Annotated in this window: 24 protein-coding genes; 13 read left to right on the top strand and 11 right to left on the bottom strand. The window is 38.2% G+C overall.

All coding sequences use genetic code 11. From position 1 onward, the window contains the following. The first annotated feature begins 15 nt into the window (after positions 1-15). Entirely contained in the window at positions 16-966 is a 951-nt protein-coding gene (locus H9L23_RS11045; protein WP_187595005.1) for a D-2-hydroxyacid dehydrogenase, read from the top strand. 247 nt (positions 967-1,213) lie between these two features. Here H9L23_RS11045 and H9L23_RS11040 read toward each other — a convergent pair whose 3' ends face one another. Beyond that, a complete protein-coding gene (locus H9L23_RS11040; protein ID WP_187595004.1) occupies positions 1,214-1,738 on the bottom strand; it encodes a hypothetical protein in 525 nt (174 codons plus the stop codon). Positions 1,739-1,859: 121 nt separating this feature from the next. Continuing rightward, positions 1,860-2,639, bottom strand: a complete 780-nt coding sequence (locus H9L23_RS11035) for an SAM hydrolase/SAM-dependent halogenase family protein (RefSeq protein WP_187595003.1) — start codon at positions 2,637-2,639, stop codon at positions 1,860-1,862. Between the two features lie 103 nt (positions 2,640-2,742). Between H9L23_RS11035 and H9L23_RS11030 the strand changes: the two genes are divergently transcribed. The 5 genes from H9L23_RS11030 to H9L23_RS11010 all read left to right on the top strand — a co-directional run bounded on the left by H9L23_RS11030 (position 2,743) and on the right by H9L23_RS11010 (position 6,528). Next, positions 2,743-3,702, top strand: a complete 960-nt coding sequence (locus tag H9L23_RS11030; protein ID WP_025146255.1) for a PhoH family protein — start codon at positions 2,743-2,745, stop codon at positions 3,700-3,702. 94 nt (positions 3,703-3,796) lie between these two features. Continuing rightward, entirely contained in the window at positions 3,797-4,075 is a 279-nt protein-coding gene (locus H9L23_RS11025; protein WP_187595002.1) for a hypothetical protein, read from the top strand. A 108-nt stretch (positions 4,076-4,183) separates the two neighbouring features. Then, positions 4,184-5,128 carry a phosphoribosylaminoimidazolesuccinocarboxamide synthase gene (locus tag H9L23_RS11020; protein WP_187595001.1) on the top strand — a complete coding sequence of 315 codons (945 nt, stop codon included), beginning with the start codon at positions 4,184-4,186 and terminating at the stop codon, positions 5,126-5,128. A gap of 45 nt (positions 5,129-5,173) precedes the next feature. Further along, positions 5,174-5,551 (top strand): STAS domain-containing protein, encoded by a 378-nt coding sequence (locus tag H9L23_RS11015; RefSeq protein WP_187595000.1) that lies wholly within the window; start codon positions 5,174-5,176, stop codon positions 5,549-5,551. A 71-nt stretch (positions 5,552-5,622) separates the two neighbouring features. Then, the gene (locus H9L23_RS11010) at positions 5,623-6,528 is read left to right on the top strand and encodes a ribonuclease Z (RefSeq protein ID WP_187595467.1); all 906 of its coding nucleotides are present in this window, start codon (positions 5,623-5,625) and stop codon (positions 6,526-6,528) included. 255 nt (positions 6,529-6,783) lie between these two features. On the opposite strand, the gene H9L23_RS11005 is transcribed toward H9L23_RS11010, so the two are convergent. From H9L23_RS11005 to H9L23_RS10995, 3 genes are all read right to left on the bottom strand, one after another. After that, positions 6,784-7,737, bottom strand: a complete 954-nt coding sequence (locus tag H9L23_RS11005) for an MlaD family protein (RefSeq protein WP_187594999.1) — start codon at positions 7,735-7,737, stop codon at positions 6,784-6,786. Positions 7,738-7,909: 172 nt separating this feature from the next. Beyond that, positions 7,910-8,686, bottom strand: a complete 777-nt coding sequence (locus H9L23_RS11000) for an N-acetylmuramoyl-L-alanine amidase family protein (protein WP_187594998.1) — start codon at positions 8,684-8,686, stop codon at positions 7,910-7,912. Positions 8,687-8,696: 10 nt separating this feature from the next. Next, positions 8,697-9,560: an N-acetylmuramoyl-L-alanine amidase family protein gene (locus tag H9L23_RS10995; protein WP_187595466.1), complete on the bottom strand. Its 864-nt coding sequence runs from the start codon at positions 9,558-9,560 to the stop codon at positions 8,697-8,699. Positions 9,561-9,634: 74 nt separating this feature from the next. On the opposite strand from H9L23_RS10995, the gene H9L23_RS10990 reads away from it, so the two are divergent. The 5 genes from H9L23_RS10990 (at position 9,635) to trxA (ending at position 16,117) form a co-directional block, all read left to right on the top strand. Beyond that, a complete protein-coding gene (locus tag H9L23_RS10990) occupies positions 9,635-12,295 on the top strand; it encodes a putative LPS assembly protein LptD (protein ID WP_187594997.1) in 2,661 nt (886 codons plus the stop codon). 4 nt (positions 12,296-12,299) lie between these two features. Continuing rightward, positions 12,300-13,544, top strand: a complete 1,245-nt coding sequence (locus H9L23_RS10985; RefSeq protein ID WP_187594996.1) for a competence/damage-inducible protein A — start codon at positions 12,300-12,302, stop codon at positions 13,542-13,544. 56 nt (positions 13,545-13,600) lie between these two features. Then, positions 13,601-14,962, top strand: a complete 1,362-nt coding sequence (locus tag H9L23_RS10980; protein ID WP_187594995.1) for a dihydrolipoamide acetyltransferase family protein — start codon at positions 13,601-13,603, stop codon at positions 14,960-14,962. A 70-nt stretch (positions 14,963-15,032) separates the two neighbouring features. Then, on the top strand, positions 15,033-15,647 hold the full coding sequence (locus H9L23_RS10975) for a hypothetical protein (protein ID WP_025146244.1): 615 nt from the start codon (positions 15,033-15,035) through the stop codon (positions 15,645-15,647). A 173-nt stretch (positions 15,648-15,820) separates the two neighbouring features. Then, positions 15,821-16,117: a thioredoxin gene (gene trxA / locus H9L23_RS10970; protein WP_187594994.1), complete on the top strand. Its 297-nt coding sequence runs from the start codon at positions 15,821-15,823 to the stop codon at positions 16,115-16,117. 3 nt (positions 16,118-16,120) lie between these two features. Here trxA and pdeM read toward each other — a convergent pair whose 3' ends face one another. From pdeM to H9L23_RS10950, 4 genes are all read right to left on the bottom strand, one after another. Next, positions 16,121-16,759 (bottom strand): ligase-associated DNA damage response endonuclease PdeM, encoded by a 639-nt coding sequence (pdeM, locus tag H9L23_RS10965; RefSeq protein ID WP_187594993.1) that lies wholly within the window; start codon positions 16,757-16,759, stop codon positions 16,121-16,123. Between the two features lie 109 nt (positions 16,760-16,868). Next, positions 16,869-19,346, bottom strand: coding sequence for a ligase-associated DNA damage response DEXH box helicase (locus tag H9L23_RS10960; RefSeq protein ID WP_187594992.1), 2,478 nt, complete (start codon positions 19,344-19,346; stop codon positions 16,869-16,871). Between the two features lie 335 nt (positions 19,347-19,681). Continuing rightward, the gene (locus tag H9L23_RS10955; protein ID WP_187594991.1) at positions 19,682-21,271 is read right to left on the bottom strand and encodes an ATP-dependent DNA ligase; all 1,590 of its coding nucleotides are present in this window, start codon (positions 21,269-21,271) and stop codon (positions 19,682-19,684) included. Between the two features lie 2 nt (positions 21,272-21,273). Continuing rightward, a complete protein-coding gene (locus H9L23_RS10950) occupies positions 21,274-22,302 on the bottom strand; it encodes a ligase-associated DNA damage response exonuclease (protein WP_187594990.1) in 1,029 nt (342 codons plus the stop codon). A gap of 155 nt (positions 22,303-22,457) precedes the next feature. Here H9L23_RS10950 and H9L23_RS10945 point away from each other — a divergent pair, with 155 nt between their 5' ends. Further along, on the top strand, positions 22,458-23,069 hold the full coding sequence (locus tag H9L23_RS10945; protein WP_187594989.1) for a SatD family protein: 612 nt from the start codon (positions 22,458-22,460) through the stop codon (positions 23,067-23,069). After that, positions 23,069-23,779 (top strand): DUF3307 domain-containing protein, encoded by a 711-nt coding sequence (locus tag H9L23_RS10940; RefSeq protein ID WP_187594988.1) that lies wholly within the window; start codon positions 23,069-23,071, stop codon positions 23,777-23,779. The genes H9L23_RS10945 and H9L23_RS10940 overlap by 1 nt, the downstream gene beginning before the upstream one ends. 34 nt (positions 23,780-23,813) lie before the next feature. Here H9L23_RS10940 and H9L23_RS10935 read toward each other — a convergent pair whose 3' ends face one another. Then, positions 23,814-25,982, bottom strand: a complete 2,169-nt coding sequence (locus tag H9L23_RS10935; protein WP_187594987.1) for a S9 family peptidase — start codon at positions 25,980-25,982, stop codon at positions 23,814-23,816. A gap of 98 nt (positions 25,983-26,080) precedes the next feature. Then, positions 26,081-26,764: a DUF4412 domain-containing protein gene (locus tag H9L23_RS10930; RefSeq protein WP_187594986.1), complete on the bottom strand. Its 684-nt coding sequence runs from the start codon at positions 26,762-26,764 to the stop codon at positions 26,081-26,083. Positions 26,765-26,777: the final 13 nt, after the last annotated feature.

Raw genomic sequence — 26,777 nt, 5'->3', positions numbered from 1 at the left:
GCAATCATACATACAATGATTAAGATATTAGCAAACGATGGGATTGATCCGATCGGAAAAGAATTATTAGAAAAAGCAGGTTTCCAGGTTGATACAGAAACCATTCCGCAAGATAAATTAGCCGAAGCATTAAAAAACTATGATGCCATTACCGTGCGTAGTGCAACAAAAGTTAGAAAAGAATTAATTGATGCTGTACCCAATATCAAATTAATTGGCAGAGGTGGAGTAGGTATGGATAATATTGATGTAGAATATGCCCGCAGTCAGGGTGTTGCAGTGGTAAATACACCAGCAGCATCTTCACTATCTGTAGCCGAGTTGGTGTTTTCTCATTTATTTACCGGTATCAGGTTTTTACAGGACGCTAACCGTAAAATGCCTGTTGAAGGTGCTACTCAATTTAACAACCTTAAAAAAGCTTATGCTAAAGGAACCGAATTAAGTGGTAAAACCATTGGTATTATAGGTTTTGGCCGTATTGGCCGTGCAACTGCAAAAGTGGCTTTAGGTTTAGGTATGAATGTATTAGCTTACGATTTATATCCATCAGAATCTGAAATTACTTTAGAATTCCAGGGTGGTAAATCGGTGAGTATTCCAGTTAAAACGGTTTCACTTGATGACGTAATTACAGGAAGTGATTTCTTTAGTTTACATACGCCATTTGCGGATAAACCGATTTTAGGCGCAGAAGAATTTGCTAAAATGAAAAATGGGGTAGGTATTGTAAACTGCTCACGCGGTGGAACAATTGATGAAGTTGCTTTAATTGAAGCTTTAAACTCTGGTAAAGTTTCTTTTGCAGGTTTAGATGTTTTCGATAACGAACCTACACCATTGGCCGAAATTTTAACACATCCTAAAATCTCCTTAACACCACACATTGGTGCATCAACCAACGAAGCACAAGAACGTATTGGTACGGAATTGGCTACTTTGATTATTGAGCATTTTAAGAAATAATTGTATTTAAACCTCGCAGGTTTTGTAAACCTGCGAGGTTTTTCTAAACTAGTCCAACGCATTTGTTGTAACCCAGTACCGATAACCTAAAATCGCTTTCTGAAAAGTGGTCAGCTTGCTCGGGTCCTTTTTATACAAACTTGGCAAAATCACTTTGTTTATCTTCGCCAGGATTTTAAACAGTCCTTTTTTCATAATTTGTTTATTGCTTTTAAAGGTAATGAAGTGGCAAAAATCTTATTGTAATTTAAGGCTTGATTTTAGCGGTTTCATAATGCTGCAGTTTTTTATTGAAGAAATAAAATCCGCCAGCCATTATCAAGAGTAGAAATGCAATGATGTAGTTTGATAAATTTCCTTTGCTCTTTTTATTTAAGTCTTCTTTAAGCTGTGCATTTTGATCCTGAAGTTTTTTAATAGTGCCCATATAAGCTTCAATACGCTCCTGGGAGTTATCTGCAACAGCCACTTTCTGTTGGTTTTGCAGGTCTTTGTAATCCATTAAAATTTTCAGTTCCTTAAAAATATTATTATCAGTTAATACCACCTGACGAAGAATTTCATTTGAGTTTTTAATATCTTTCTTCGTTTGCCAGCCAAAAATGCCCGAACGCTGTGTTAAGCTTTCATCATATTGGCCAAATTTCGCGCTTCGCTCTTGAAGCAATGAGTTTACTTTAACCCGTTGTGCCGCATAGGCAGCAGTATCCTGTTGCGCAAAAGCTTGAAAACTAAATAAGATAAGCGAGAACAGATAAAAATATTTCTTCATGTGGATATAAACGCGAAAAGGGTAGAAGTTGTTTTAGTTGGGTCACTGGTTCATTTGTCATTGGTTCATTAGTCGGGTTGAACTAGTGAAATCAAGCTTTAGTCTTTATGCTTTAACCTCATTAAGAATGAAACTCAACCCTCACAATATCACCAAGATGCAAGCCTAATAATCCACTCGCTTTTCCTTTATTAATGGCAATTTCGAGGTGGTTACTAATGCCAAACAGGCAAAGTTTTTCACCTTCCTGCACTTCATTGTAATGCCAGCTCAGTTGAGTAATGGTTTCGCTTTTTCTGAAGTGTAAAGTAAAATCGCGGTTTTTCTGAATTTTGGTGAAAAGATCCTTGGTAATATTGGTAATTACGTTGCAAAAGGTATCAATGTACACCACACTTCCGCGGATCACATCCCGCTCAATTACAGGGTGTAAAAGCATCTTTTGCTCAATCTCTGCTACAGGTAAACCAATCTCTTTCAGTTTGCCTCCTTTAGCCAGGTGTGTAGCCGCTTTAACAAAAATATCAACCAATGGGAAGTGCAGGTATTTCAAATCCTGCATAATGTTCAGTTCTACTACATCCTCAGGAACATCATCAAACAGAAGCGAGAAAATACCATTATCTGCACCAACAAAATAATGATCACGGTGCTTCACGGCAATATACTTGGTATTTTCGCTATATACAGAATCAATCCCTATCAAGTGTACCGTATTCTTCGGGAAATATGGATAAGCGTTTTTTAAAACGAAAGCCGCGTAAGAGATATTGAAAGAAGGAACTTCATGGGTAATATCGACTAAATTAACATTAGGCATAAGACTCAACAGACTACCTTTTAGAGCACTCTGGTAAAAATCTTTCAAACCTAAATCTGTTGTTAAAGTAATTATCCCCATTAAAAATTCATTATTATTGCTTATTCTTGTGTACAGGCCTAAGCGTCTGCAAATATTCAAATTTTAATTAATATACCCCGATAACTTTTTAAAATACTACAGTTTGAACGAATTAAAATTAACCCTGGATACCGTAAATCCTGCTCACTTTTGGGGGCCGAACAATGAGAATTACGAAATGATTAAAGGTGCTTTCGCAAAGTTAAAACTGGTGGCGAGAGGTAGTGATGTTAAGGTTCTCGGTGATGAACAGGAACTTAAGGCATTCGAAGAGAAGTTTAACCAGCTGATTGCGCACCTCGAAAAATATAGCTCACTAAGCAATAATGATGTAGAAACCATACTGGGTGCAAAGGCAGCCGGTGTTGCAAAAAAAGATGTAGAACAACCAACAGGCGGTGGCGGAGAAGTAATTGTTTTCGGTACCAACGGCTTATTGGTAAAAGCAAGAACCGCAAATCAGCGTAAAATGGTAAGCAGTATTGCCAAGAATGACATCCTTTTTGCTATTGGTCCAGCCGGAACAGGTAAAACCTACACCGCAGTTGCTTTAGCGGTTAGAGCTTTAAAGAATAAAGAAATTAAAAGGATCATTTTAACGCGCCCGGCTGTTGAAGCAGGGGAGAACCTGGGTTTCTTGCCAGGAGATTTAAAAGAAAAAATCGATCCCTATTTGCGTCCGCTTTACGATGCGCTGGATGATATGATCCCTGCAGAAAAATTAAAATTCTATATCGAAAACCGTACAATTGAAATTGCTCCATTGGCATTTATGCGTGGCCGTACTTTAGATAACTGCTTTGTGATTTTAGATGAGGCTCAAAATGCGACTGATATGCAGTTAAAAATGTTTTTAACGCGTATGGGCCCAACGGCAAAATTTATTGTTACAGGTGACGTTACACAGATCGATTTACCTAAAAAACAAATGTCTGGTTTATTTAACGGCTTAAGGATTTTAGAAGATATTAAAGGTATAGATATTATCTATTTAAGTGGAGAAGATGTGGTAAGGCATAAACTGGTAAAAGATATCCTGAAAGCTTACGGTGATATTCAGTAAATGGGAAATGTAAGATGGATCATGTAAAACGGGAAAGATTGAAGTCTTTTAAAAACGTCATCCATCTTACATCAATACATCTTACATCATAATTATGGAAAGTATTAATTTAGAAAATAATTTGAAGCTTTCTTTTGAAAAATTGCCTCATACCATACGGCTGATCATTTCAAAAACTGATGAAGAATGGGTTTGTAAAAAGGAAACACTTAAAAAGCTGTTCGAATTTGTTAATATTGATCAGGCACACGTCTTTAAAGGAAGGCTTCAGTTGATTAAAATTGATGATCGTATTACAATTCAGATCAAGAATGAAAATATCAGCACCATTTCAGCGAAAACTTTTAAAGAGGTATTGAATAAATTAAAATAATCACCCCCCGTAGCTTATTAACTGCGGGGGTTTTTAATAAATTATATCTTCGGACTTCTGACCTTGGTCTTCGGACTTTCGGACTTTTTCCCTATTTTTACCCCCCTCATGAAAGCACTAAAAGAAACCCACTTCAATTTCCCGAATCAAAGTAATTTTTACAAAGGTAAAGTACGCGATGTATATACAATTGCCGATCAATTGATGGTCATGGTGGTATCCGATCGTATTTCTGCATTCGATGTAGTATTGCCCGAAGCGATTCCATTTAAAGGACAGGTATTAAACCAGATAGCGGCTAAATTTTTAGCAGCTACACAAGATATCGTTCCCAACTGGGTTTTGTCTGTTCCAGATCCAATGGTTACAATTGGTCGTATCTGCGAGCCGTTTAAAGTAGAAATGGTGATCAGAGGTTATTTAGCCGGACATGCCTGGAGAGAATATAGCGCAGGTAAACGTTCTGTTTGTGGTGTTGCTTTACCTGAAGGTTTAAAGGAAAATGATAAACTTCCTCAACCCATTATTACCCCAACAACAAAAGCTTCAGTAGGGCATGATGAGGATATCTCAAAAGAAGATATTTTGGCAAAAGGCATTGTTTCGATTACAGATTACGAAAAATTAGAAGAATATACTTACGCACTGTACCAGCGTGGAACAGAGATTGCCGCCAAAAGCGGATTGATTTTGGTGGATACAAAATACGAATTTGGTTCGGCTGATGGTGTAATTTACCTGATCGACGAGATTCATACACCAGATTCTTCCCGTTATTTTTACGCGGAAGGTTATCAGGAACGTCAGGATAATAATGAGCCGCAAAAACAACTTTCGAAAGAGTTTGTAAGAAAATGGCTGATTGAAAATGGTTTTCAGGGAAAAGATGGTCAGCTTGTACCCGAAATGACACCTGAAATTGTAAACTCGATTTCTGAACGTTACATCGAACTTTACGAACAGATTGTTGGTGAGGCGTTTATCAAAGCTGATGCTGATGCAATTTCCAGCCGTATTGAGGCTAATGTTTTAAAGGCTTTAGAAACTTTATAAAATTCGAAAGAAATTTCTACATTAGTAAAATTAAAGATTAGAGAGATGAAATTTTCAGTAGATAAACACGATAAATATGTAAGCTTAAAGTTAGAAGAACCTAGGTTTACAAATGATAATGCCCCAGGCTTGAAATCAGAATTCTATTTACTTAATGCAGAGGGCTTTCAGAACATTATTGTTGATTTAAGCCATGTTACCGAATGTAGCGACGCACAGGATCTAAGCTGCTTATTGGTTGGCGACAGGCTTTGCAAATCAGCAGGCGGATTATTTATCGTAACGGGAATTAACGACGAGCTGGCATCAATTATCGAATTATCAAACATATTCCAATCTGTAACGTTTGTTAATACATTAGACGAAGCAACAGATTTCATTTTTATGGATGAGTTGGAAAAAGAATTTAGAGGCGCTAAATAACATATAATTTAAATAACATTACGGGCCTCGTAGTTTCTAAAAATCTACGGGGCTTTTTATATCTGATCATGATGAAGTTTGAAGTTACCATTTTGGGAAGCAGTTCTGCAACACCTGTTTATAACAGGAATCCATCGGCACAGCTTTTAAATTGTAACGAAAAATACTATTTGATCGACTGTGGTGAAGGCACACAACAACAATTAGCCAGGTTTAACCTTAAGGCAGCCAGGATTGATTACATTTTTATCAGTCACTTACACGGCGACCATTATTTTGGTTTGATCGGATTGTTATCAAGTTTGCATTTAAACGGCAGGATAAAGCCAATACAAATATTTGGTCCTAAACCTTTGTTGGAAATCTTAGAGATCCAGTTTAAATATTCTGATACCGTTTTAAGATATCCCATTGAGTTTTTTCCGATCGAAGCCGATCAATCTACCCAGATTTTTGAGAACAGTGACCTGATCGTTAAAACCATTGTTTTAAATCACCGTATCCCCACTACAGGTTTTATTTTTCAGCAAAAGAAAAGACAGCGAAAACTGATCAAGGATAAAACAGACGAAGTGCCTATGGTTTATTATACTTCGCTAAAGAAAGGCATTGATGTAGAATTACCAAATGGTGATATTTTACGCAGCGCCGATTATACTACAGAAGCCGATGCACCGCGCTGTTACGCTTATTGTTCTGACACTTTATTTGATGAACGATACTTTTCTACCATAAAAGATTGCGATACGCTTTACCATGAAGCGACCTTTATGCACGATCTTTTAGATCGGGCTAATGAAACACACCATACTACCGCTTTGCAGGCAGGAGAGGTGGCCAAAATTACAGGAGCAAAGAAATTGCTTATCGGGCATTTCTCTTCACGTTATAAAACTTTGCAGATGCTTTTAGAAGAAGCACAATCTGTTTTTGAAAATACCGAGTTAGCAGTTGAAGGCAGGACTTTCCAGCTTTAATTTTTTTAAAAGCTCCATCCCATAGAATGGTCGTGCTCCCGATTATGTTGCACTCCGCTACCATAGATCAAATCCACTTAGTACGTGTCGTCATTCCCGCGCATGCGGGAATCTTAAAACGCTTGCATTACGATTCCCAATCAAGTTGGGAATGACGATCGAATAAACAACTCCGTGCCTCCGTGACAAAAAAAATAGCGCACAAAAAAGTCCTGCAATTAGAAACCGCAGGACTTTCTGATTTATAAAAATTAATTACTTGTCTTTTTTGTTTCCACCTCCAAATACCGAGAAGTGAACGTAACGTTTAGGATTTGCTTTTAAATCGATCATCAACTCATCCAGGTTTTTTGAAGCATTGTTTAAATTCTGATACATTTTATCATCGTTCAACAATAAACCTAAACTACCTTTTCCGCCCTTAATACCCGAAATTACGCTTTGTAAATCGGCTATGGCATTGTTCGCATTATCTAAGGTTTGCTTAAAATTAGCAGCAGCAAACTTATCGGTAACGGTATTGATATTGGTTAAAATATCGCTGATTTTTTGGTTGTTGTTATTTAAGTTAGCGGTAATGCCTTCAACATTTCTAAAAATTGCTTCAATACGTTTACTTTCTGAACCTACCAGGCCATCAACTTTTTTAGAGGTCGTTTCTAATGAAGCCAAAGTACCTGCAATGCTGTTAAAGCTTTTATCAACGTTTTTCTGAAAACTAGGGTTCAGGATAGAGTTAACACTGCTCAAAATAGAATCCATTTTACCAATAATCAGTTCCGCTTTTTTCTGTACCGGCTGAACCTGCTCCATTAATCCTTTTTCTACATTCGCATTTAAAGTATAACCATCTTCAGCCATTTTTTTAGAGTTACCTAACGACATCACAATTGCCTTACTACCCAAAAGATCGGTACCCTCTAAACGGGCAATACTGTTTTCAGGAATCTCATATTTACTGTTAATGCTTAAAGTAGCTAAAATTGTACCTCCCGGCTCTAATTGTAATTTTGCAACGCGACCTATCTGGTAACCGTTAATTAATATGGGTTTAGAAACAGTTAAACCATCAACCCTTGTATATCTTGCAAATAATGTTGTTTCGTTTGAGAAAATGGAGTTACCTTTTAAAAAATTATATCCAATAATTAGTAAAGCTATCGCAAATGCGGCTAAAATACCTACTTTGGTTTCGTTCTTAATCTTCATAAGTGTTTTTATTTAATGGCTGCAGATTTTAGTTAGTCCTTAAAATCTGCTGGAGCGCAATTCTTTTTTGTAACGTTAAACTTTATAAATACACAAAGCTTACGCAATTGTTTTGTTTGGTACCTGATTATATTTTTTGTAAAGTTAAAATAACTATCATTTATAATGCCACTTATTTAACTTCAATATTTTTTTTATATGTTTTTATTGCTTCAAGAATAGAATTAGCAATTTCACTCTGACCTTTTTGCGAATTAATATATTTTTCTTCTTCAGTATTCGAGATAAAACCTACCTCTGTTAAAACAGCCGGCATCCCGCAACGCTGCAATACCAGAACGCCCTGTTCTTTAACGCCACGGCTAAATCTTTCATCCCTGCTGATGTAACTGTTCTGTATCAGTTTCGCAAATTTAATGCTTTTATCACGAAAGGTGTTTTTTAATAGCGACAAAAGGATAAAACTACTGGGGTTACTGGGGTCGTAACCATCATATTTGCTTTTGTAATTCTTTTCCAGCTTAATATCGGCGTTCTCACGGATGGCAGCATCCTGCTCTTTTAACCGGTGCGAACCTGCTACCAAAGTTTCTACTCCTTTAATATGTTTGTTTCCCGGAGGCATCGAATTGCAATGAACAGAAATAAAAAGATCAGCATTGGCCTCGTTTGCAATTTCTGCACGGCGGTAGAGGTCAACATCAATATCTGTTTTACGGGTAAAAATTACTTTAACTTCAGGCAGTTCTTCTTTGATGAGTTCGCCCAGTTTTAATGCAACTTTTAACGAAATATCTTTTTCTTTGGTAAAACTGCCCGAAGCACCAGGTTTCCGACCGCCGTGGCCTGGATCGATTACGATGGTTTTAATTTTATAGCCTTGGGCAGATGATTGTTTAAAAGCAAAAATTGAGAGGAAAAGTATTGTTATCAGAAGTTTAATCTTCATTTATCGGTGATTAAAATGATGTTTCGGCTATGCGTTTATAATTTTTAATTGCCCTGATGATACCGCCTACAATTTCGTTCTGTCCTTCTTCCGAGTTCATGTAGTCCTCATCTTCCGGATTGCTCACAAAACCAATTTCAGTTAATACTGCCGGCATGGCTGCACGAGCCAGAACCGCAAGGCTTTTTTCCTGCACACCACGGTTGATACGGCCAGCGTTAACATACTCTTGCTGTAACATCGAAGCAAACTTTAAACTCCTATCCCTATTGGTTTGTTTCATTAAAGATAACATAATATCGTTTTCAGGCGTATTTGCGATAAAACCCTCATAGTTTTTCTGGTAGTTATCTTCGAGGAACATTGACGCATTTTCCCTTTTAATTACCTCATCCTGTTCGCCTAAACGACCTGTACCCGATACAAAAGTTTCTGTTCCCCTGGTAGAAGTGCTTTTCGAAGTAACCGTGCGGTAAACCGGAACTTTTCTGCCACGCACTTTTTTATAATAATCAACCACCCTCGAAACCCGCACAGGCATATCATTTAAGTGGATGGAGATAAACAAATCTGCCTTTGCATTATTGGCAATGTTGATCCTTTCGTATAAAGGAATAAACACATCAGTTTGCCTGGTGTAAATTACCTTAATATCTTTCAAACTGTCTTGTAAAGCCTTGCCGAGGTTAAGTGCAGTTTTAAGCGCAACGTCTTTTTCTTTTGAATACACGCCATGCGTGGCGCCGTCTTTGCCGCCGTGACCGGCATCAATTACAATTGTTTTAATTTTATATTCTTGCGCAAAGGCTTGATTATCAATTGTATTTGATAATACTAAACAAATAATAAATGTTAAAATGGATTTAAGATACATCAATGGTATATTTTTCACTAATTTTGAACGTTTTTGATTAAACATTTGTGCAAAAATAACATTCAAATACGAATTTGAAACTTCTTAAGAGCTCTATTTTACTAATTTCTGTCATTTTATTAACACTTGTTGTTGGTAAAGCTAACGCATTTTCTCGTTTTTCATTGCAACAGATTATTCAGCAAGACACCACAAAAAAGGATACGACCAAAAAAACGGGCAAAAATAACAGCAGTATCGATCAAAAAGTGGAGTACAAAGCGGAGGACTCCGTAAAAATGAGTGCTGATAAAAACATTGTTTATCTATACGGCAACGCCCGGGTTATCTATGGTGATTTTGAGCTAGATGCGAGTTACATTAAATATGATAAAAAGCAGAATACCATCTTTGCAAGGGGTGTTAAGGATCCAAAAACCGGAAGATATACGGGTAGACCGATTTTTAAATCTGGTGCTGATGGTACCGCAATCGCTGATTCAATTTTTTACAATTCAGAAACCACACGGGCCAAAGTTTATGGTGTTTTCTCTGAACAGGAGGGTGGATTCTTTTCTGGTGGACAAAGTAAAAAACAGATCGATGATGAGCTGCACATTAAAAATGTGATGTACAGTACCTGTAATTTGCCGCATCCTCACTTTGGATTAATGATATCTAAAGGTGTGGTAACGGAGAAGCAGATCATTACCGGACCGGTTTACATGATTATTGAGGATATACCCACCTTTTTAGGGCTTCCGTTCGCATTTTTCCCCAAGCAGAATAAACGTACCTCCGGTGTTATTTTGCCCACACCAGGTGAAGATGCCACCAGGGGATTTTTCCTTCAGAACGGGGGATATTACCTTGGGTTGAACGATTATTGGGATGCCAAATTAATGGGATCAATTTATACCAATGGTTCTTACGAAACCAGTGTATTGAGTAATTACACCAAACGCTATAAATACAACGGTAACATTAATTTATCTTATTCGAGTTTTAAGGATGGTTTAGAAGGTACTGAAGCATTTGCTAACCCAACCAAAAACTTTAGTATTAACTGGAGTCATAGCCAAAATGCCAATGCCAATCCTGGTACTACGTTCAGCGCGAGCGTAAGGTTGGTATCAACCGGAAGAAAAGGTTATTACAAAAACACAGCAGCAGGTACTACTTACGATATAAATACCATTGCAACAAATTCTACAAGTAGTAGTATCAGTTATGCCAAAGCCTTTTCAAATGGTATGAACTTCTCTATGGCGGCTTCAAGTGATCAAACCTTAAGTACCAGGGCCATATCTTTAAGGTTGCCCGAAGTAACATTTAACGTACCTACCTTTAACCCTTTTAGCTCGAAAAATGCCGTTGGGGAGCAAAAATGGTATCAGAAAATAACAGTAGGCTATAGCTTACAAGGAACCAACCGGATTGATACTTTTGATAGTTTGCTATTCCAAAACGATGGTTTAAAGCGTTTAAGAAGTGGTTTTTCTCATAGTATTCCTGTAAATATGTCGTTTACTGCCCTAAAATATTTAAATTTTAGTTTAGGCGGTACTTATAACGAGGTTTGGAATTTCCAGAGTGTAAACAGAAGATATACAGAATTTGCTGATAATACCTATAGCTTTAGAGAAGATACGTTAAGTGGTTTTAAAAGAGCTGGTAGTTATAGTTTATCAACCAGTTTATCGACTAAAATCTATGGAAGAAGAGATTTTAACCCACAGGGGAAAATCCAGGCTTTAAGGCATGTGATGACACCAAATGTTTCATTCTCTTATTCTCCTGATTTTACTAAAGCTGGATCAGGGCCTTACAGGCCTGCAATCAATCAAAATGGTGATCCGATTTTAGTGAACGGACTACCTTTAAAATATTCCATATTTGATGGTATGGCACAGCCCGGATCTTTCGGTGGGCCTAATGCCTCCATTGGTTTTGGATTGGATAATACCGTCGAATTGAAAGTCCGGAATAAAAATGATACAACCGGTACAGGCTCTAAAAAAATCCCTATCATTCAGGGTTTAAGTTTTAGCGGATCATATAATTTCCTGGCTACTTCGTATAAATTATCTACTATCGGTTTTAGCGGGCGTTCGCAGTTTACGGATAAATTGGGCATCAACTATAACGGTACATTAGATCCTTATTCGCTTACTGCAGATACGATACCTGGTTCTACATTAAGGATCAGACAGGACCGTTATTTCTGGCAGTCGGGTAAATTTTTACCACGTTTGGCCAATTTTGGTTTCTCTTTTGATTACAGCTTAAATCCGGAGGCTTTAAAACGTAAAAATGAAGCTAACGATAAGTTGGGTGAAGCGGCCAATAAAAAAGGTTTAACGGATATTCAATCGGAGCAACTGGCTGCCATAAGCCGAGATCCGAATGCATTTGTTGATTTTAACATTCCGTGGAATTTCTCGTTCTCTTATAGTTTCCAGTATTCTAATGATGGAAATACGACTACAACTTCAAATACCTTAAACTTTAATGGCGATGTTAACTTAACACCAAAATGGAAGGTGACGTTTAACTCCGGTTATGATTTTAAGAATAATGGTTTAACGCCGATGAACCTGGCTATATACCGCGATTTGCATTGCTGGGATATGAGTGTAAACTGGGTTCCTTACGGGGCTTATAAAAGTTATTCAGTAACCATCAAAGTGAAGGCATCAATATTGCAGGATTTGAAATTGAGCAAAAGACAAGGTTTTTACAGCACATACCGATAAATTTATGCTAGCCGAAATTATTACCATTGGCGATGAGATTCTCATTGGCCAAATTGTAGATACCAATTCTGCCTGGATGGCCAAACAGTTAAATCTGATCGGTGTTTCCGTGAAACAGATTACTTCAGTTTCTGATGATGAACAACATATTCTTGAAGCTTTAGCACAGGCCGAAAAACGGGCTGATATTATTTTAATTACCGGTGGCTTAGGTCCGACTAAAGATGATATCACCAAAAAAACACTGGCGAAATATTTTAATATGGGTTTCCGCAATGATGCCGGGGCGCTTGAAATGGTCCGTCAGATTTTTGAGAAATACAAACGTCCCTTACTGGATGTTAATATTCAACAGGCTGATGTTCCTGATGGCTGCGAAGTAATTGTAAACAGAAACGGCACGGCACCATGTATGTGGTTTGAGCAAAATGACCGGATTTTTGTTTCTATGCCCGGTGTACCTTACGAAATGATGTATTTAATGGACGACGAAATCCTGCCAAGGATTACCAGCAGGTTCAAACTTCCATCTATTGTACATAAAACTATTCTAACCGCAAATATTGGTGAATCGTTTTTAGCCAAAGAAATCGAAGAAATTGAAGACAGTCTGCCGCCTCATATTAAATTGGCTTATCTGCCAAAATTAGGTCAGGTTCGTTTGAGGTTATCTGCTAAAGGAAATGATGAAGCTAAATTAAAAGCTGAGGTTGAGGTTTATGCCAAACAGATTATTGCCAAAGTAAATCAATTTGTGGTAATTGATGAAGATATTGCTTTGGAAAAAGCAATCCTTAACATTATGAAGGAGAAAGGTTTAACTTTGTCAACAGCAGAAAGTTGTACTGGTGGCTATATTGCACATTTAATTACCCAACATCCCGGCTGTTCTTCAGTGTATTGGGGCGGGGCAGTAGCTTATGCTTATGAGTTAAAAGAATCTATTCTTGGGGTAAAAGAAAGCACGTTAAGCACTTTTGGCGCGGTAAGCGAGCAAACCGTTACCGAAATGGCCGAAGGTGCCATAAAACATTTTAAAACCGATTATGCTATTGCGGTTAGTGGTATTGCTGGTCCGGATGGTGGAACAGAAGATAAACCTGTAGGTACGGTATGGATTGCAATTTCTTCAAAGCATAAAACGGTGGCTAAGGTGTTTAATTTCAGTAACAAACGTATCCAGAACATCGAGCGTTCGGCAGCATCTGCATTAACCATGCTATTAAATCTACTTAAAGAAGCAGTTTAGAAAGAATAAAAACTGTATTTTTGTGGCGTTACCAATATAAAATACTGTAATTTAATATGGCTCAATACGAACTATTGTTACCAAAAATGGGTGAAAGTGTTGCGGAAGCAACGGTGATTAAATGGGTAAAACAACCGGGTGATACTATCGATTTAGACGATACCATTCTCGAAATCGCTACTGATAAGGTAGATTCTGAAGTTCCTTCCCCTGTAGCAGGTAAATTGGTAAAACAGTTATTTCAGGAAAATGATGTTGCCCAGGTTGGCGATGTAATTGCCATTATAGAAACAGCAGGTGGAGAGCATCCAACTGCTGAAACACCTGTTGCTGAAACACCAAAAGCAGAAGAAAAAGTAGAAACCATTCCTGGTATCGAGCAGCTTCCATCTGAAAACAAAGCAGTAGCAACTGATTTCAGTGCTTCTGAACGTTTTTATTCTCCATTGGTGAAAAGTATCGCCGCCCAGGAAAATATCGCGTTGGCAGAGTTAGATGCGATTAAAGGCTCAGGTGCTGATGGCCGCTTAAATAAAGACGATCTGCTGGATTATATTGCCAATAAAAACGGAGGAGCAATTGCTGCAACTAAGACGGTGATATTAACTCCACCTGCACCTCCTGTAAGCGAAACAGCAGTACCTAAAACTGCTCAAACTTCTGAAGCTGTACCTTCTTCTAATAAAACCTCTACCACCAGCGTAAGTGGTGCCGACGAAATTATAGAAATGGACAGGATGCGTAAACTGATTGCCGATCACATGGTAATGAGTAAAACCACCTCGCCGCATGTAACTTCGTTTGTTGAAGCCGATGTAACCAATATGGTTTTATGGCGCAATAAAGTAAAAAACAGTTTCGAGAAACGCGAAAATGAAAAAATAACCTTTACACCAATATTTGTAGAGGCTGTTGCAAAAGCAATAAAAGATTTCCCGATGATCAATGTTTCGGTAAACGGAACACAGATTATCAAAAAGGGCAATATCAATATCGGTATGGCTGCGGCTTTACCAAGTGGAAATTTAATTGTTCCTGTAATCAGAAATGCCGATCAGCTAAACCTGGTTGGCCTGACAAAAGCGGTTAACGATTTAGCCATTAGGGCAAGAAATTCTAAATTAAAGCCTGATGAAACACAGGGCGGAACCTTTACATTAACCAATGTGGGTAGCTTCGGAAACGTAATGGGCACACCGATTATCAATCAGCCACAGGTAGCTATTTTAGCAGTTGGTGCCATTAAAAAGAAACCGGCAGTTTTAGAAACCGAACACGGTGACGTGATTGCGATCAGACACATGATGTTCCTTTCTTTATCTTACGACCATAGGGTAGTAGATGGTTCATTAGGTGGTATGTTTGTACGTAGGGTAGCCGATTATTTAGAAAGCTGGGACCTGAATAGAGAGATTTAATCAGTTTACAGTTTCAATTAAATTTTTAAGTTGGTTTAATGCCAGCAATTTACCAGTTTAACAATTAAGAATGTTAGCTTCAAATTTAAAATCGATAGTTTCAGATAATGTATTGCATGCCAAATGGTTAAATACCTTATCTTATATGGAAAATGCAGGTGCAAAGAAGATTTCAGCTTCTGAGCATAAAGAAAATGTAAACCTGATCATCCTCAAACATGCGGCAGAGGAACACAGACACGCCTATTACTTAAAAAAACAGATTTCGAAGGTTGATGAGGCACTTTGTAAAACCTACACCAATGCCGAACTGCTTTCTCCGAACCATACCAAATACTATTTACATGCTTTGGACATAGCGGTTTGCCGTTATTTAAAAGCTGTGTTTAATCTGTCAGGTTACGACTTAAAGTTTGCTGCATATTTATTTGTTACCTATGCCATTGAAGTACGTGCTGATGAGCTGTATCCAATTTACCAAGCCGTTTTAGATGAAGCGAAAAGTAAGGTAAATGTGAAATCGATCATTCTGGAGGAAGAAGGCCATTTGGAAGAAATGATGAACCAATTGGTTAGCTTTTCTGATGATTGGGAAAACCATGCAGCTGAAGTAATTAAAATCGAAAAAGCTTTATTTGATAATTGGGTTACTGCCTTAGCGGCAGAATTGCCTGTAAGTGCTTAAATTCAGATATTCGTCATTGCGAGAAGGCTTTTTCAGCCGACGAAGCAATCTTATTGATTGAAAGTTTCTAAGAACCACTATTTGAAGATTGCTTCGTCGTTCCTCCTCGCAATGACGAATTTTCGTTTAAAACCAATCCAGTTAATCTTTGTTTCTAAATAAAGACAAATATCATGGCTAAATTTTCAGATTTAATTAATGGCGATAAGCCTGTGTTGGTTGATTTTTTTGCAGAATGGTGCGGCCCGTGTAAAATGATGAAGCCGATCTTAGAGCAGTTAAAGGCGCAAGTTGGCGATTCAGTTTCCATCATTAAAGTAGATATCGATAAGAATCAAACTGCTGCTTCTTCGTTCAATGTTCAAAGCGTTCCAACCTTAATTCTTTTTAAAAACGGGATACAGGTTTGGAGGCAAAGTGGCGTTTTACAGGCGTCTCAACTGAAGCAGGTAATTGATGCGCACGCTTAAATATTAAACTTCTACCACACTTTTTGGTGTAATTGCAAAAATACGTTCGCTTGTTTTTGGATAAATATTATAAAGTCCCGTAAACAAGCTAAAAGCAGGAAGTACGGCGTAGTCCTTGCCGAAATAAAAACACGGAAATTTCAATCTTTGCTTTGCTTTACCTACAATGGTAACTCCAGGATGAATATGGCCGCTAATGGGATATAATTCTTCTTCAGTACAATTGGGTGCATCGTGTATAAAGCAAAATGGACCTAAGCAAAAACTGGGCTCATGTATATTGATGTTCATTGCAGCATAATTCGCATGAGATAGCCTGTCGTGATTACCTTTTACCAATAAAAAATCCAGTTGCTGATATTGTTTTCTCCATTCGGCAAATTCTTCAATATCTGTGTTTAGGCCGTGATGGAACATGTCGCCATTAATTAATAATGTTTTTGGATGATAGTGCTTAATCAGTAGGCTTAGGCGCTGTAAATCTGTTTGTGCAATGGTGGCGGGTACCTGCAGGCCAGCCTGACGGAAATGTGCCGATTTGCCCAAATGTAGGTCGCTTATTGCTAAAAGTTGATGTTTGGGTAAAAATAAAGCCCTTTCTTTATCTAAAATCAGTTCCTCACCCTGGCTTGTAATGTTCATTAATAATGCGTAAAAATTTCACCATTTAAGAAATATAAAGTATAGTGCCATCACATAATTACTTATATCTTCTTAAATGCTTTATATTGTTCAAAATAATTTATATGTTTTATTTAATTTTCTCTGATTCAGCCTTCATTCTGGCAATCCTTTGTTCTAACTCTTCCGAACTCATATTCTCCCGCAAACTATCTACTTTTATTGGAAAAGAAAGTGGGGTAAAACTTTTCGGATTGGTGATGATAATCGCTCCGTTCTGAATCCTTTCTAAAGCGGCTGCTAACCTGGGTTCTTCCAGCTGCTGATAAAAAACCTCATCATAAGCCTGTCGCAAAAGTAAATTATGTTTGTCGTAATCACTAAAAACATTAAAAAACAAACCTGCCGATGACTGGAGGTGTTTATTTGCGACGTATTTTCCCGGATAACCCTGAAAAACCAATCCCGAAATACAGGCAATATCCCTAAATTTCCGCCTTGCCATTTCAGTAGAGTTAATACTTAATGTAATATCTTCCGTTAAATTTTTAGGAGAGAAAACTTCATAGGCAATCGATTCATCCATAGGGATTTCCGTTTCGCTTAACAGTTCGAAACCATAATCGTTCATGGCGATGGAAAAACTGATGGGAAGCAGTTTACTTAAACGATAGGCGACTAACGCCGCTAAAACCTCGTGTACCAAACGGCCTTCAAAAGGGTAGGCAAATAAATGAAAACCTTCTTTATTGTTGATCAGCTCAATTAACAATTCATCGTTTCTAGGTACATGAGAGCGTTTCTCCTGTAATAAAAACAATGGGTAAACAGAATCCAGTTCTTCGTCCTGATGGGTTTTATCCAAAGCTTCATTATATTTTTTACGGAGTACAGAACCTAAATTGGATGATAAGGGTAGTCGACCACCGTTCCAGCTTGGCGAAATGGCGTTTTTTTGCTTGCTTACCCTCACTACAACTGTCATGTCTTTCACCTGGATAAATTCCAAAACCCTTCCGGCCAGGCGGAAATTATCGCCGGCTTTTAAGCGGGTAACAAAATATTCTTCCACCATGCCAATGTATCCACCCGAAATGAATTTCACTTTCAGCATGGCGTCACTCACAATGGTACCTATGTGTAAACGGTGCCGCATGGCCAATTGACGGCTTTTTACTTTCCAAAGTCCGTCCTCATCTTTTACTACCTTTTTAAATTCGGTATAAGCACTTAAACTATCTCCTCCTGAAGTAATAAACTGCATTACCCAGGTCCATTCTTCCGGGAGAATGAGTTTGAAAGCATGGGTGTTTTTAATTTCTTCGTAAATAATTTTATCATCAAATCCATCGCCTATGGCCAATGTAACCAGGTATTGAACTAAGGTATCAAATACCATAATAAATGGCTCCCTGCTTTCTATATTATTCGTTTTAGCCGCTTCTTTAATGGCCGCGGCTTCTACCAGTTCTAAGGCATGGGTGGGTAGGAAATAGATTTTAGAAGTTTCATGCGGGGAGTGACCAGAGCGACCTGCCCTTTGCAAAAAACGCGCTACGCCCTTTGGCGAACCTACCTGTACAACGGTATCAACCGGTTTAAAATCTACGCCCAAATCTAAGGATGAGGTGGCAATAACTGCTTTGAGTTGCCCGGTATGCAAGGCATCTTCAATCCAGTTACGGAGCTCAAAATCTATCGATCCATGGTGTATCGCAATTCTTCCGGCCAGTTCAGGTTCGATATTCAGTAAATGCTGGTACCACATTTCCGATTGGCCGCGGGTATTGATGAAAATTAAGGTTGTTTTGCTCTTCTCAATAATCGGCAAAAGTTTATAAGCCAGTTTCAAGCCTAAATGCCCGGCCCAGGGCAGTGTCTCAATATCGTCGGGTATAATGGATTTAATTACGATTTTCTTTTCTAAATCGGCTTTAACAATGATGCGTTTAGCTTCCAAATTGGGTTCTAACACATCCAAAGCCTCGTCAATATTGCCAATAGTAGCCGAAATCCCCCAGATCCTTAAAAACTGGTTTTTCTCTAATTTTTGTAAGCCTTTAATTCGCGAAACTGCTAACTCAACTAATACCCCACGTTTACTGCCCAAAAGTTCATGCCATTCATCAGCAACAATGCATTTAAGGTTTCTGAATAATGTAGAAGAGCCCTTTTGTGCCAGCAAAAGGTGCAGACTCTCCGGAGTAATCAATAAAATTTCGGGCATCGATTTTTTTTGTTGTACTTTTTCGGCCTGAGAAGTATCGCCATTGCGGACACCCACGTGCCAATCTAGCTCCAGTTCTAATAAAGTTTCGCGCATGGCCCTTGCAATATCTTTGGCCAGGGAGCGGAGCGGGGTAATCCAGATTAACTGTAAGCGGTCTTTTGCTTTTTTATTACTGGCTTCTGATGCATTTAAAGCCTCAATCACCACCGCTAAAAATAGGGAAAAGGTTTTTCCGAAGCCTGTAGGTGCATTTACCAAACCGCTATAGCCATTAAGATAATACTGCCAGGCATCTTCCTGAAACTGGAAAGGCCTGCGTTTATTAGCCTTTAACCAGGCTTTTATCTTTTTATAACCTTTGGTTTTGGTTTGGTCCATACTTAATGTCTTTCCTTATAGGTTTTATATTGATAAGTTTTATTGTTTTGAAAAGCAATAACAGTAGTCTTTCGGTTACAGCAGCCCCGCCATACGCTTTACCTTTTTTGTGATTTTTCTTTTAACATTAATTATATTCCAGCAAAAAAGGGTGCCGCTGCTGTCGGGTTTAAAATCGTTGGGCAACCTGTCCAAACTAAATCTATCTCCTCGGTCTGTGTTCCACAGACCGAATTTTGATTTTGATAATGATGTTCTGTGAGGACACAGATCATGGAAAAAATATTTTCTACAAACCTCGCAGGTTTTTAAAACCTGCGAGGTTTGAAACCGCATTACAAGGTAGATTGAAGCAACTGCCTCAAGTCTTCCAAAGTGTTAATTTCATCTGCTTTTTTATCTTTTCGCCACCGCAATATACGTGGAAAACGTAAAGCTAAACCTGCTTTATGCCTTTTACTTTCCGCAATTCCTTCAAAAGCAATTTCGAAAACCAGTTCAGGTTTTACCGTACGTACCGGACCGAATTTCTCAATCGCATTACGGGTGACGAAAGAGTTCACTTCTTTAATTTCTTTATCTGTTAAGCCCGAATAGGCTTTTGCAATGGTTACCAGGTTTTCTCCATCACGAACAGCAAAAGTATAATCCGTGAAGAAATTTGCCCTTCTGCCGCTTCCTTTTTGAGCGTATATCATTACTGCGTCTACGGTGTAGGGATTGATTTTCCATTTCCACCAATCGCCGCGCTTCCTGCCACTATGGTAATGGGAACTCAGCTTTTTGAGCATGATCCCTTCGCTATTGATCGACCGCGAAGTTTGCCTTAATTCGGCCAGTTCCTCCCAGGTATTACAATTGATTACAGGAGAAATAATCACCGGACTTTCATCTAATCCGCCAATCAATTGCTCCAATATTTTTCGCCTTACGCTTAAAGGTTCCTCCCTGAAATCTTTGGCTTCATATTCTAGAATATCATAAACAAAAAAGCCAATAGGAGCATCTTCAAGCTGTTTTTTATTAATCGTTTTACGGTTTAAACGCTGCTGCAAGGTACTGAATGATAACACCTGTTTATCCTGTACCGCCAAAATTTCGCCATCTAAAACCACTCCATCGGGCAAAACATCGATCATAAAATGCAGTTCAGGAAATTGTTCTGTAACCAGTTCTTCGCCACGGCTCCAGATAAAAAGCTCGCCGTTCCGTTTTACAATCTGCCCGCGGATACCATCCCATTTCCATTCGGCCTGCCATTCCGAAATATCGCCCAGTTTTTCTGGTTCCTGTTCTAGTGCATAAGCCAGGCAAAAAGGATAAGGCCAGGAGTTATCGGTATTTACATGGATGCCATTTATTAGTTCATGAAAGGTGATTTCGTAAGGATTCCATTTACCCATAATGCTATGCATAATCTGCGCACTATCGAAACTGCTTTGTTTGGCCAGGGCATTTACAAGCATCTTATTGGAAACGCCAATCCTGAAATTACCGGAAATCAACTTATTGAAAATAAAACGTTCCTGGGTTTCGAGTTTGTTCCAGGCACTTAAAATGAAATCCTTTTTGGTTTCATCATCTTTACCTTCGAGGTCGTGCAGTTCTTCGATCCAGGTGTGCAATTGAAAGTCTGATGTGTTTTCGGCAGGGGGCAATAATAGCGCAATGGTTTCACTTAAATCGCCTACATTGGAGTAGCTTTCTGCAAATAACCATTCGGGTGTCTCGGTAATGTCTATCGCCCAATATTTTAGTAAGGCCGATTTAATCGGTCTTTTAGGTTTTTTACCTGTAAATAAAGCAATTACCCATACTTTATCCTTATCGTCGGCATGGTTAAAATAATCAACCAATGCTGCGATTTTATCGTTGGTTTTATTGCTCAGTTCGAGCTGCTGGATCAGTTTTGCAAAACGTTTCATGGCTATTTATTTTCGTTTTGCTCGGCTAAATCAACTTTGTTTTCTTCGTCGTCTTCCTGGCCAAACCTGGTTAAAACTTCTGCGGCTTCTATACCCTCATCATTTAAAAAGCGGCTAAAAGCAGCCGTGAAGCCATGGGTAACATATACTTTTTCGGCACCTGTTGCGGTAATGGCTTCCATTAAACCAGGCCAGTCGGCATGATCACTGAGTGCAAAACCAGCATCAGCACTTTGCCAGCGGCGGTGCGCCCTTACCTGCATCCAGCCAGAACATATCCCGGTAACCGGATGGGATAAATTTTTGATCCAGCGGCTATCACGCATTGCAGGCGGTACAATTACAATTCCTTTTTGTAATTCATCTTTAGTGGTTTCGGGGGTAATCCTAATGGTTTTTGGAAGGTTTACACCAGCTTCTATAATCACTTCATTTAGATTGGCAATACTGTTATGTACATAAATAGGGGTATCGCCGGCCAGGTTTTTTATTAAACGCTGTGCTTTGCCCAAACTATAGGCAATCAATACACTTGTTTTCTGTTGATTGATATTATCATTTACCCAGTTCCTGATGCCGTTAAAAACAATTTCCTGTTTTTGCCATTTGTAAACCGGTAGGCCAAAAGTACTTTCTGAAACAAAAGAATGGCATTTTACAGGCTCAAAGGGTACAGTAATGCCGTCATCTTCAATTTTATAATCACCAGAAATCACACAAACTTCGCCTTTATATTCCAGGCGTACCTGTGCCGAACCAATAATGTGCCCGGCTGGGAAAAAAGAAATGTTTACGCCATTACGGGTAATGCTTTCTCCATATTCCAGGGTTTCTACATTTAAATCTTCACTGATCCTGCGTTTGATGATGGGTTTGGTTAAAGTATGGCAGAGGTAATATTTGTTCCCGAACCGCACGTGATCGCTATGGCCATGTGTGGTTACAGCATAATCTACAGGCCACCAGGGGTCTACATAAAAATCGCCCTGCTTACAGTAAATGCCTCTTTTGGTAAATTCGATTAACGCCATAGCTACTAAACAATAAATTTATGGATTAGTTTTAAATCAATATCGGGTAAATACCCGATAATTTAAAATATCGGCTAATTACCCGATAAATCGAAATATCGGCTAATTAGCCGATATTAGTTTTGTAATATGAATAATAAGTTCGATATTGTAGTATGATTTGTATTGTAACAGGTGATATTGTAGGTTCGAGAAAGATTAAAGACAGCTGGTTATTGAGTTTAAAAACGGCATTAAAAGTAACTTCAGGGCAACATGCTAAGTGGGAAATCTTTCGTGGGGATAGTTTTCAGGTTGAGGTTGAGCCGGAAAATGCAATTAAAGTGGCAGCTTATTTAAAAGCTTGTATAAGAGTAAACAAACCTGCCGACGTAAGGATGGGCATTGGTATTGGGGGGATAAAAAACAAGCGTAAAAAGCTTTCCGAATCAAGTGGAGATGCCTTTATTAACTCGGGGGCAGCCTTTGATAGTTTAAAACAGGCCAAAACCAATTTAGCCATTAAAACAGATTATCCTGATTTTGACGAGGAAATTAATGTGGTAATTAAACTCTCTTTAATTGCCATGGACAGCTGGGGGGTAGTAGCCGCAGAAATGGTAAAGCTTGCACTCGAAAATGAAAACCTGTTACAAAGCGAACTTGCAGCCATTTCAGGCAGAACGCAATCTTCGGTAAGCGAAGCGCTAAAACGCGCACATTATACCGAAATAATGGAAATGGACAGGCTTTACCGTAAAAAATTGAACCAAACGATTTTGAAATAATGGATATCTATTTAATCAAACTTATTATTGCCCACTTAATTGGTGATTTCTTTTTGCAGCCAAATGCCTGGGTAAAAGATAAGGAAAGAAGAAAATTAAAATCAACCAAACTCTATTTGCATGTAATGATACATGTGGCCCTGATATTTGTTGTTTTTTTTAGTTTTGATGTTTGGAAAACGGCATTAACAATAGGTGTGATCCATTTAATTATTGATGCATTAAAATCAATCTTTCAGACGAATAAAAATGCCCGTTTACTCTTTTTTGCTGATCAGGTTTTACATTTTAGCTCAATCGTGGCGGTATGGCATCTTTTTTACAAAGGAAGCCTGGATGTTGGTTTTTTAAATGATCCGCATACCTGGGTGCTAATTTCAGGCGCTTTGTTTTTAACCATGCCTACATCGATTGTAATGAAAGTGATCATTGCTAAATGGATCCCGGATAATCAGCCTGATAGCCCAAAATCATTAGAGAATGCAGGTAAATACATCGGGATATTGGAAAGGACATTGATTTTTCTATTTATACTTACCAATCATTTTGAGGCCGTTGGTTTTTTACTTGCCGCAAAATCGATATTCAGATTTGGCGATCTAAAAGAAAAACACGATCTGAAATTAACCGAATATGTACTGATCGGAACTTTATTAAGCTTCGGTATAGCCATTGTAACAGCTATGCTCACCCAAAGCTTTATTGCATAAAAAAAGCAGCCCGAAAGCTGCTTTTTTAAATTTTCTATCTTGCTCCAGGAGGGCAGTTTTCTTTTAAAAACTTGGTGTAGGTTAACGATAAATGCTCGCTTGTTCCTTCACCTTCTGAGATACTATGTGTACGGTTAGGGTAGCTCATCAGTTGAAAAACCTTTCTGTTTTTAATCAGTTCATTGATTAGCATCTCGGCATTTTGATAGTGTACATTATCATCGCCGGTACCATGGATGTACAATAAATTTCCTTTTAAGTTTTTGGCATAAGTAATGGGAGAGCCCTTTACATAAGCTTCTTTACTTGGAAAAGGTGTACCCATATAACGTTCCTGATAAACATTATCGTAAGTTAACTGGTTGCCAACTGCTGCAATGGCAATACCTGTTTTGTAAATTTCAGGATATTGGAACATCAGGTTTAAGGTAGACGAACCGCCACCGCTCCAGCCCCAAACGGCTACACGGTCTTTATCCATAAAAGCGTTAGTCGCCAATAGTTTTTTAGCTGCCATGGCCTGGTCGCGGATATTAAGCACACCGATGTTTTTATAAATGCTTTTACGCCATTCACTTCCCTTTGGTACAGGAGCACCTCTGTTATCCATCGAAATATAGATATAACCATCTTTGGCCATGTCGCCAGCGTATAGGAAGTTTCTTCCGGCGCCATAAGTATCTGCTGCTGTAGGCGAAGCAGGTTCACCATAAACATAAAATACAACCGGATATTTTTTAGCAGGATTAAAATTATCAGGTTTTTTCATCCATCCATCCATCTCAATGCCATCTTCTGTAGTTACTTTGAAAAACTCAACTTTGTTTTTAGGCGCTTCCTGTTTTGATAATTGGGTAGTAACACTTCCATCCATCGTAAATGGATTACCTGTGGTAAAATTCATCCACTCGGTAATTGGTCTTACGATTGAACTGTTATAGGTATGACGGGCAAAAGCTGCATTTGGAGAAATGTCATAATTATGCGTTCCAGGTAGGATAGAAGGGGTAACCTGCTCTAATTTTCCTTTTCCATCCAACTTGGTTTTAAATAGATATTTCTGAGTGGCATTGGTTGGTGACGCAAGAAAATAAACCGTATTGTTTTTTACATCAATCAATTTCACATCAATTACATCATAGTTACCTTTTGTAACCAATGTTTCTTTTTTTCCATCAATACTGATCCTGTACAAATGGTTCCAGCCATCTTTGTCTGATACGATGGTAAATTCTTTATTGTCGTTTAACCATTTCCATTCATCCTGTGCATCAATCCAGGCTTTTGCCTTTTCAGTATAAACTGCTTTTGCATCTCCGGTACTGGCATTGCAGATAAATACTTTACTTTCGTTCTGCTCACGGTTAAGCTGTTGTAGAATAATGTTATTACTATTTGGTACCCATTGCATCCGTGGAATGTAATGCTGGATGTTATCGCCAGGAACGTCTAACCAGTTTGTTTTCGCGCTGGCGATATCAACTACACCAACTTTGCAAACCGAAGGATTTTCGCCAACTTTTGGATACTCAACCGGAATGGTATAAGGATAAATAGAATCGGTATTGTTGATCATCAAAAAGTTTTTGATCCTGGTGGCATCAATTTGCCAGTAAGCAATTGATTTCCCGTCAGGGCTCCATCTAAAACCATCACGACAATCGAATTCCTCTTCATAAACCCAATCAAAGGTACCATTGATCATGCGGTCTGTACCATCTGTGGTTAAAGCTTTAGCACCAGTTCCGTCAATATTTTCTACATATAAATTATGTTTGCTTACATAAGCTACTTTACTTCCATCAGGTGATAATTTAGCAAACATTAAAGATGATGCTGGTTTATCTTTCCCGATTTGGGTAATTTTATTAGCCGTTAAATCAGCCAGCCAATAATCGCCGCGGGTATCGTAACGCCAAACTTTTTTACTGTTGGTGTAAATCAATGCTTTTGTACCATCATCAGATAATTGAAAACTTCTTACCGCAATGGTATTATCTTTTCCTGCAGGCGTTAATAACGCTCTGGAAATAATTGTTTTTTTATCGCTTTTAGGGAGGGTAACCGAAATAATTTCTCCGCTTGCAATCTGGTAGTAGGAGTTACCATCTTTTGCCCAGTTGATACTTTGGGCTTTTGCATCAATTAGCGTACATATCGCGATGCAGGCTATTGATAATCTGAGTAATAAGTTTTTAATCATATATAATTTTGAGGCATAAAAAAAGCTTTTTAACTTTTCGGCTAATTTAAATAAAAAGCCGGCAGTTAAAAAGCCATTAATTAGCAAGATTTGGTTAATTATTCACCACCACCTTGCATTTTTGCTAAATCTTCCATTGTTACTACTTCATAACCTGTTGGTACTTCTTTCGAGATTGCACCAACTTTACCTTCAACAACCGATTTTAAAGTTGTAGTAGTTTCAACACCTCTTTGAACCAATGTATATTTTACAGGGAAAGCCGTTAAACCAGGGAAATAGTTTTGAGAACCTACATTTGGTAATTCGATATCTTTTGTAGCCCAAAGTTCAAGGGTTGCACCTTTATCATCTTTATAAGAATACTTTTCAGCACTAAAACCACCAATAGTCTGTTTCTCGCCTGTAGCTTTGAAATCAGAATATTTAGGGATAGCACCCATTGCTTTTTCAATATCAGCTTTAGTTTGTTTAACTGCAAATTGTTTTTGGGCAACCGGCACATCAATTAAAAGCAAACCTGTTTTTTCATTGTTATCAGAAACGATACCAATTAAAGCAGGACCTTGTTCCATTTCGATTTTGGTTAAACCATTATTAAATTTAACTTTCAATTCTGCAGGTGGCTCTTGTCCGCCCATTGCAGCTTTTTGCTCTTCTGTTAATTTATACGATAAGCCGTAGGTAATGGTACCTTCAGCTATTTTCTTTTGCGCATGGGCGATGATCGCGCTACTTACTAAGATTAAAGCGACAACGCTTGTTTTGATTGATTTGAACATGTTTTTTATTTCA

The sequence above is a fragment of the Pedobacter roseus genome, from assembly GCF_014395225.1.
GTDB classification, from domain to species: Bacteria; Bacteroidota; Bacteroidia; order Sphingobacteriales; family Sphingobacteriaceae; genus Pedobacter; species Pedobacter roseus.
Note: the sequence above shows the minus strand (reverse complement) of the source record. Positions and strands in the feature narration are given on the sequence as shown.

Coding starts and splice junctions, on each gene's coding strand:
- H9L23_RS11045 (WP_187595005.1), top strand. CDS start 16: ATGATTAAGATATTAGCAAACGATGGGATTGATCCGATCGGAAAAGAA.
- H9L23_RS11040 (WP_187595004.1), bottom strand. CDS start 1,738: ATGAAGAAATATTTTTATCTGTTCTCGCTTATCTTATTTAGTTTTCAA.
- H9L23_RS11035 (WP_187595003.1), bottom strand. CDS start 2,639: ATGGGGATAATTACTTTAACAACAGATTTAGGTTTGAAAGATTTTTAC.
- H9L23_RS11025 (WP_187595002.1), top strand. CDS start 3,797: ATGGAAAGTATTAATTTAGAAAATAATTTGAAGCTTTCTTTTGAAAAA.
- H9L23_RS11020 (WP_187595001.1), top strand. CDS start 4,184: ATGAAAGCACTAAAAGAAACCCACTTCAATTTCCCGAATCAAAGTAAT.
- H9L23_RS11015 (WP_187595000.1), top strand. CDS start 5,174: ATGAAATTTTCAGTAGATAAACACGATAAATATGTAAGCTTAAAGTTA.
- H9L23_RS11010 (WP_187595467.1), top strand. CDS start 5,623: ATGAAGTTTGAAGTTACCATTTTGGGAAGCAGTTCTGCAACACCTGTT.
- H9L23_RS11005 (WP_187594999.1), bottom strand. CDS start 7,737: ATGAAGATTAAGAACGAAACCAAAGTAGGTATTTTAGCCGCATTTGCG.
- H9L23_RS11000 (WP_187594998.1), bottom strand. CDS start 8,686: ATGAAGATTAAACTTCTGATAACAATACTTTTCCTCTCAATTTTTGCT.
- H9L23_RS10995 (WP_187595466.1), bottom strand. CDS start 9,560: ATGTATCTTAAATCCATTTTAACATTTATTATTTGTTTAGTATTATCA.
- H9L23_RS10985 (WP_187594996.1), top strand. CDS start 12,300: ATGCTAGCCGAAATTATTACCATTGGCGATGAGATTCTCATTGGCCAA.
- H9L23_RS10980 (WP_187594995.1), top strand. CDS start 13,601: ATGGCTCAATACGAACTATTGTTACCAAAAATGGGTGAAAGTGTTGCG.
- H9L23_RS10975 (WP_025146244.1), top strand. CDS start 15,033: ATGTTAGCTTCAAATTTAAAATCGATAGTTTCAGATAATGTATTGCAT.
- trxA (WP_187594994.1), top strand. CDS start 15,821: ATGGCTAAATTTTCAGATTTAATTAATGGCGATAAGCCTGTGTTGGTT.
- pdeM (WP_187594993.1), bottom strand. CDS start 16,759: ATGAACATTACAAGCCAGGGTGAGGAACTGATTTTAGATAAAGAAAGG.
- H9L23_RS10960 (WP_187594992.1), bottom strand. CDS start 19,346: ATGGACCAAACCAAAACCAAAGGTTATAAAAAGATAAAAGCCTGGTTA.
- H9L23_RS10955 (WP_187594991.1), bottom strand. CDS start 21,271: ATGAAACGTTTTGCAAAACTGATCCAGCAGCTCGAACTGAGCAATAAA.
- H9L23_RS10950 (WP_187594990.1), bottom strand. CDS start 22,302: ATGGCGTTAATCGAATTTACCAAAAGAGGCATTTACTGTAAGCAGGGC.
- H9L23_RS10945 (WP_187594989.1), top strand. CDS start 22,458: ATGATTTGTATTGTAACAGGTGATATTGTAGGTTCGAGAAAGATTAAA.
- H9L23_RS10940 (WP_187594988.1), top strand. CDS start 23,069: ATGGATATCTATTTAATCAAACTTATTATTGCCCACTTAATTGGTGAT.
- H9L23_RS10935 (WP_187594987.1), bottom strand. CDS start 25,982: ATGATTAAAAACTTATTACTCAGATTATCAATAGCCTGCATCGCGATA.
- H9L23_RS10930 (WP_187594986.1), bottom strand. CDS start 26,764: ATGTTCAAATCAATCAAAACAAGCGTTGTCGCTTTAATCTTAGTAAGT.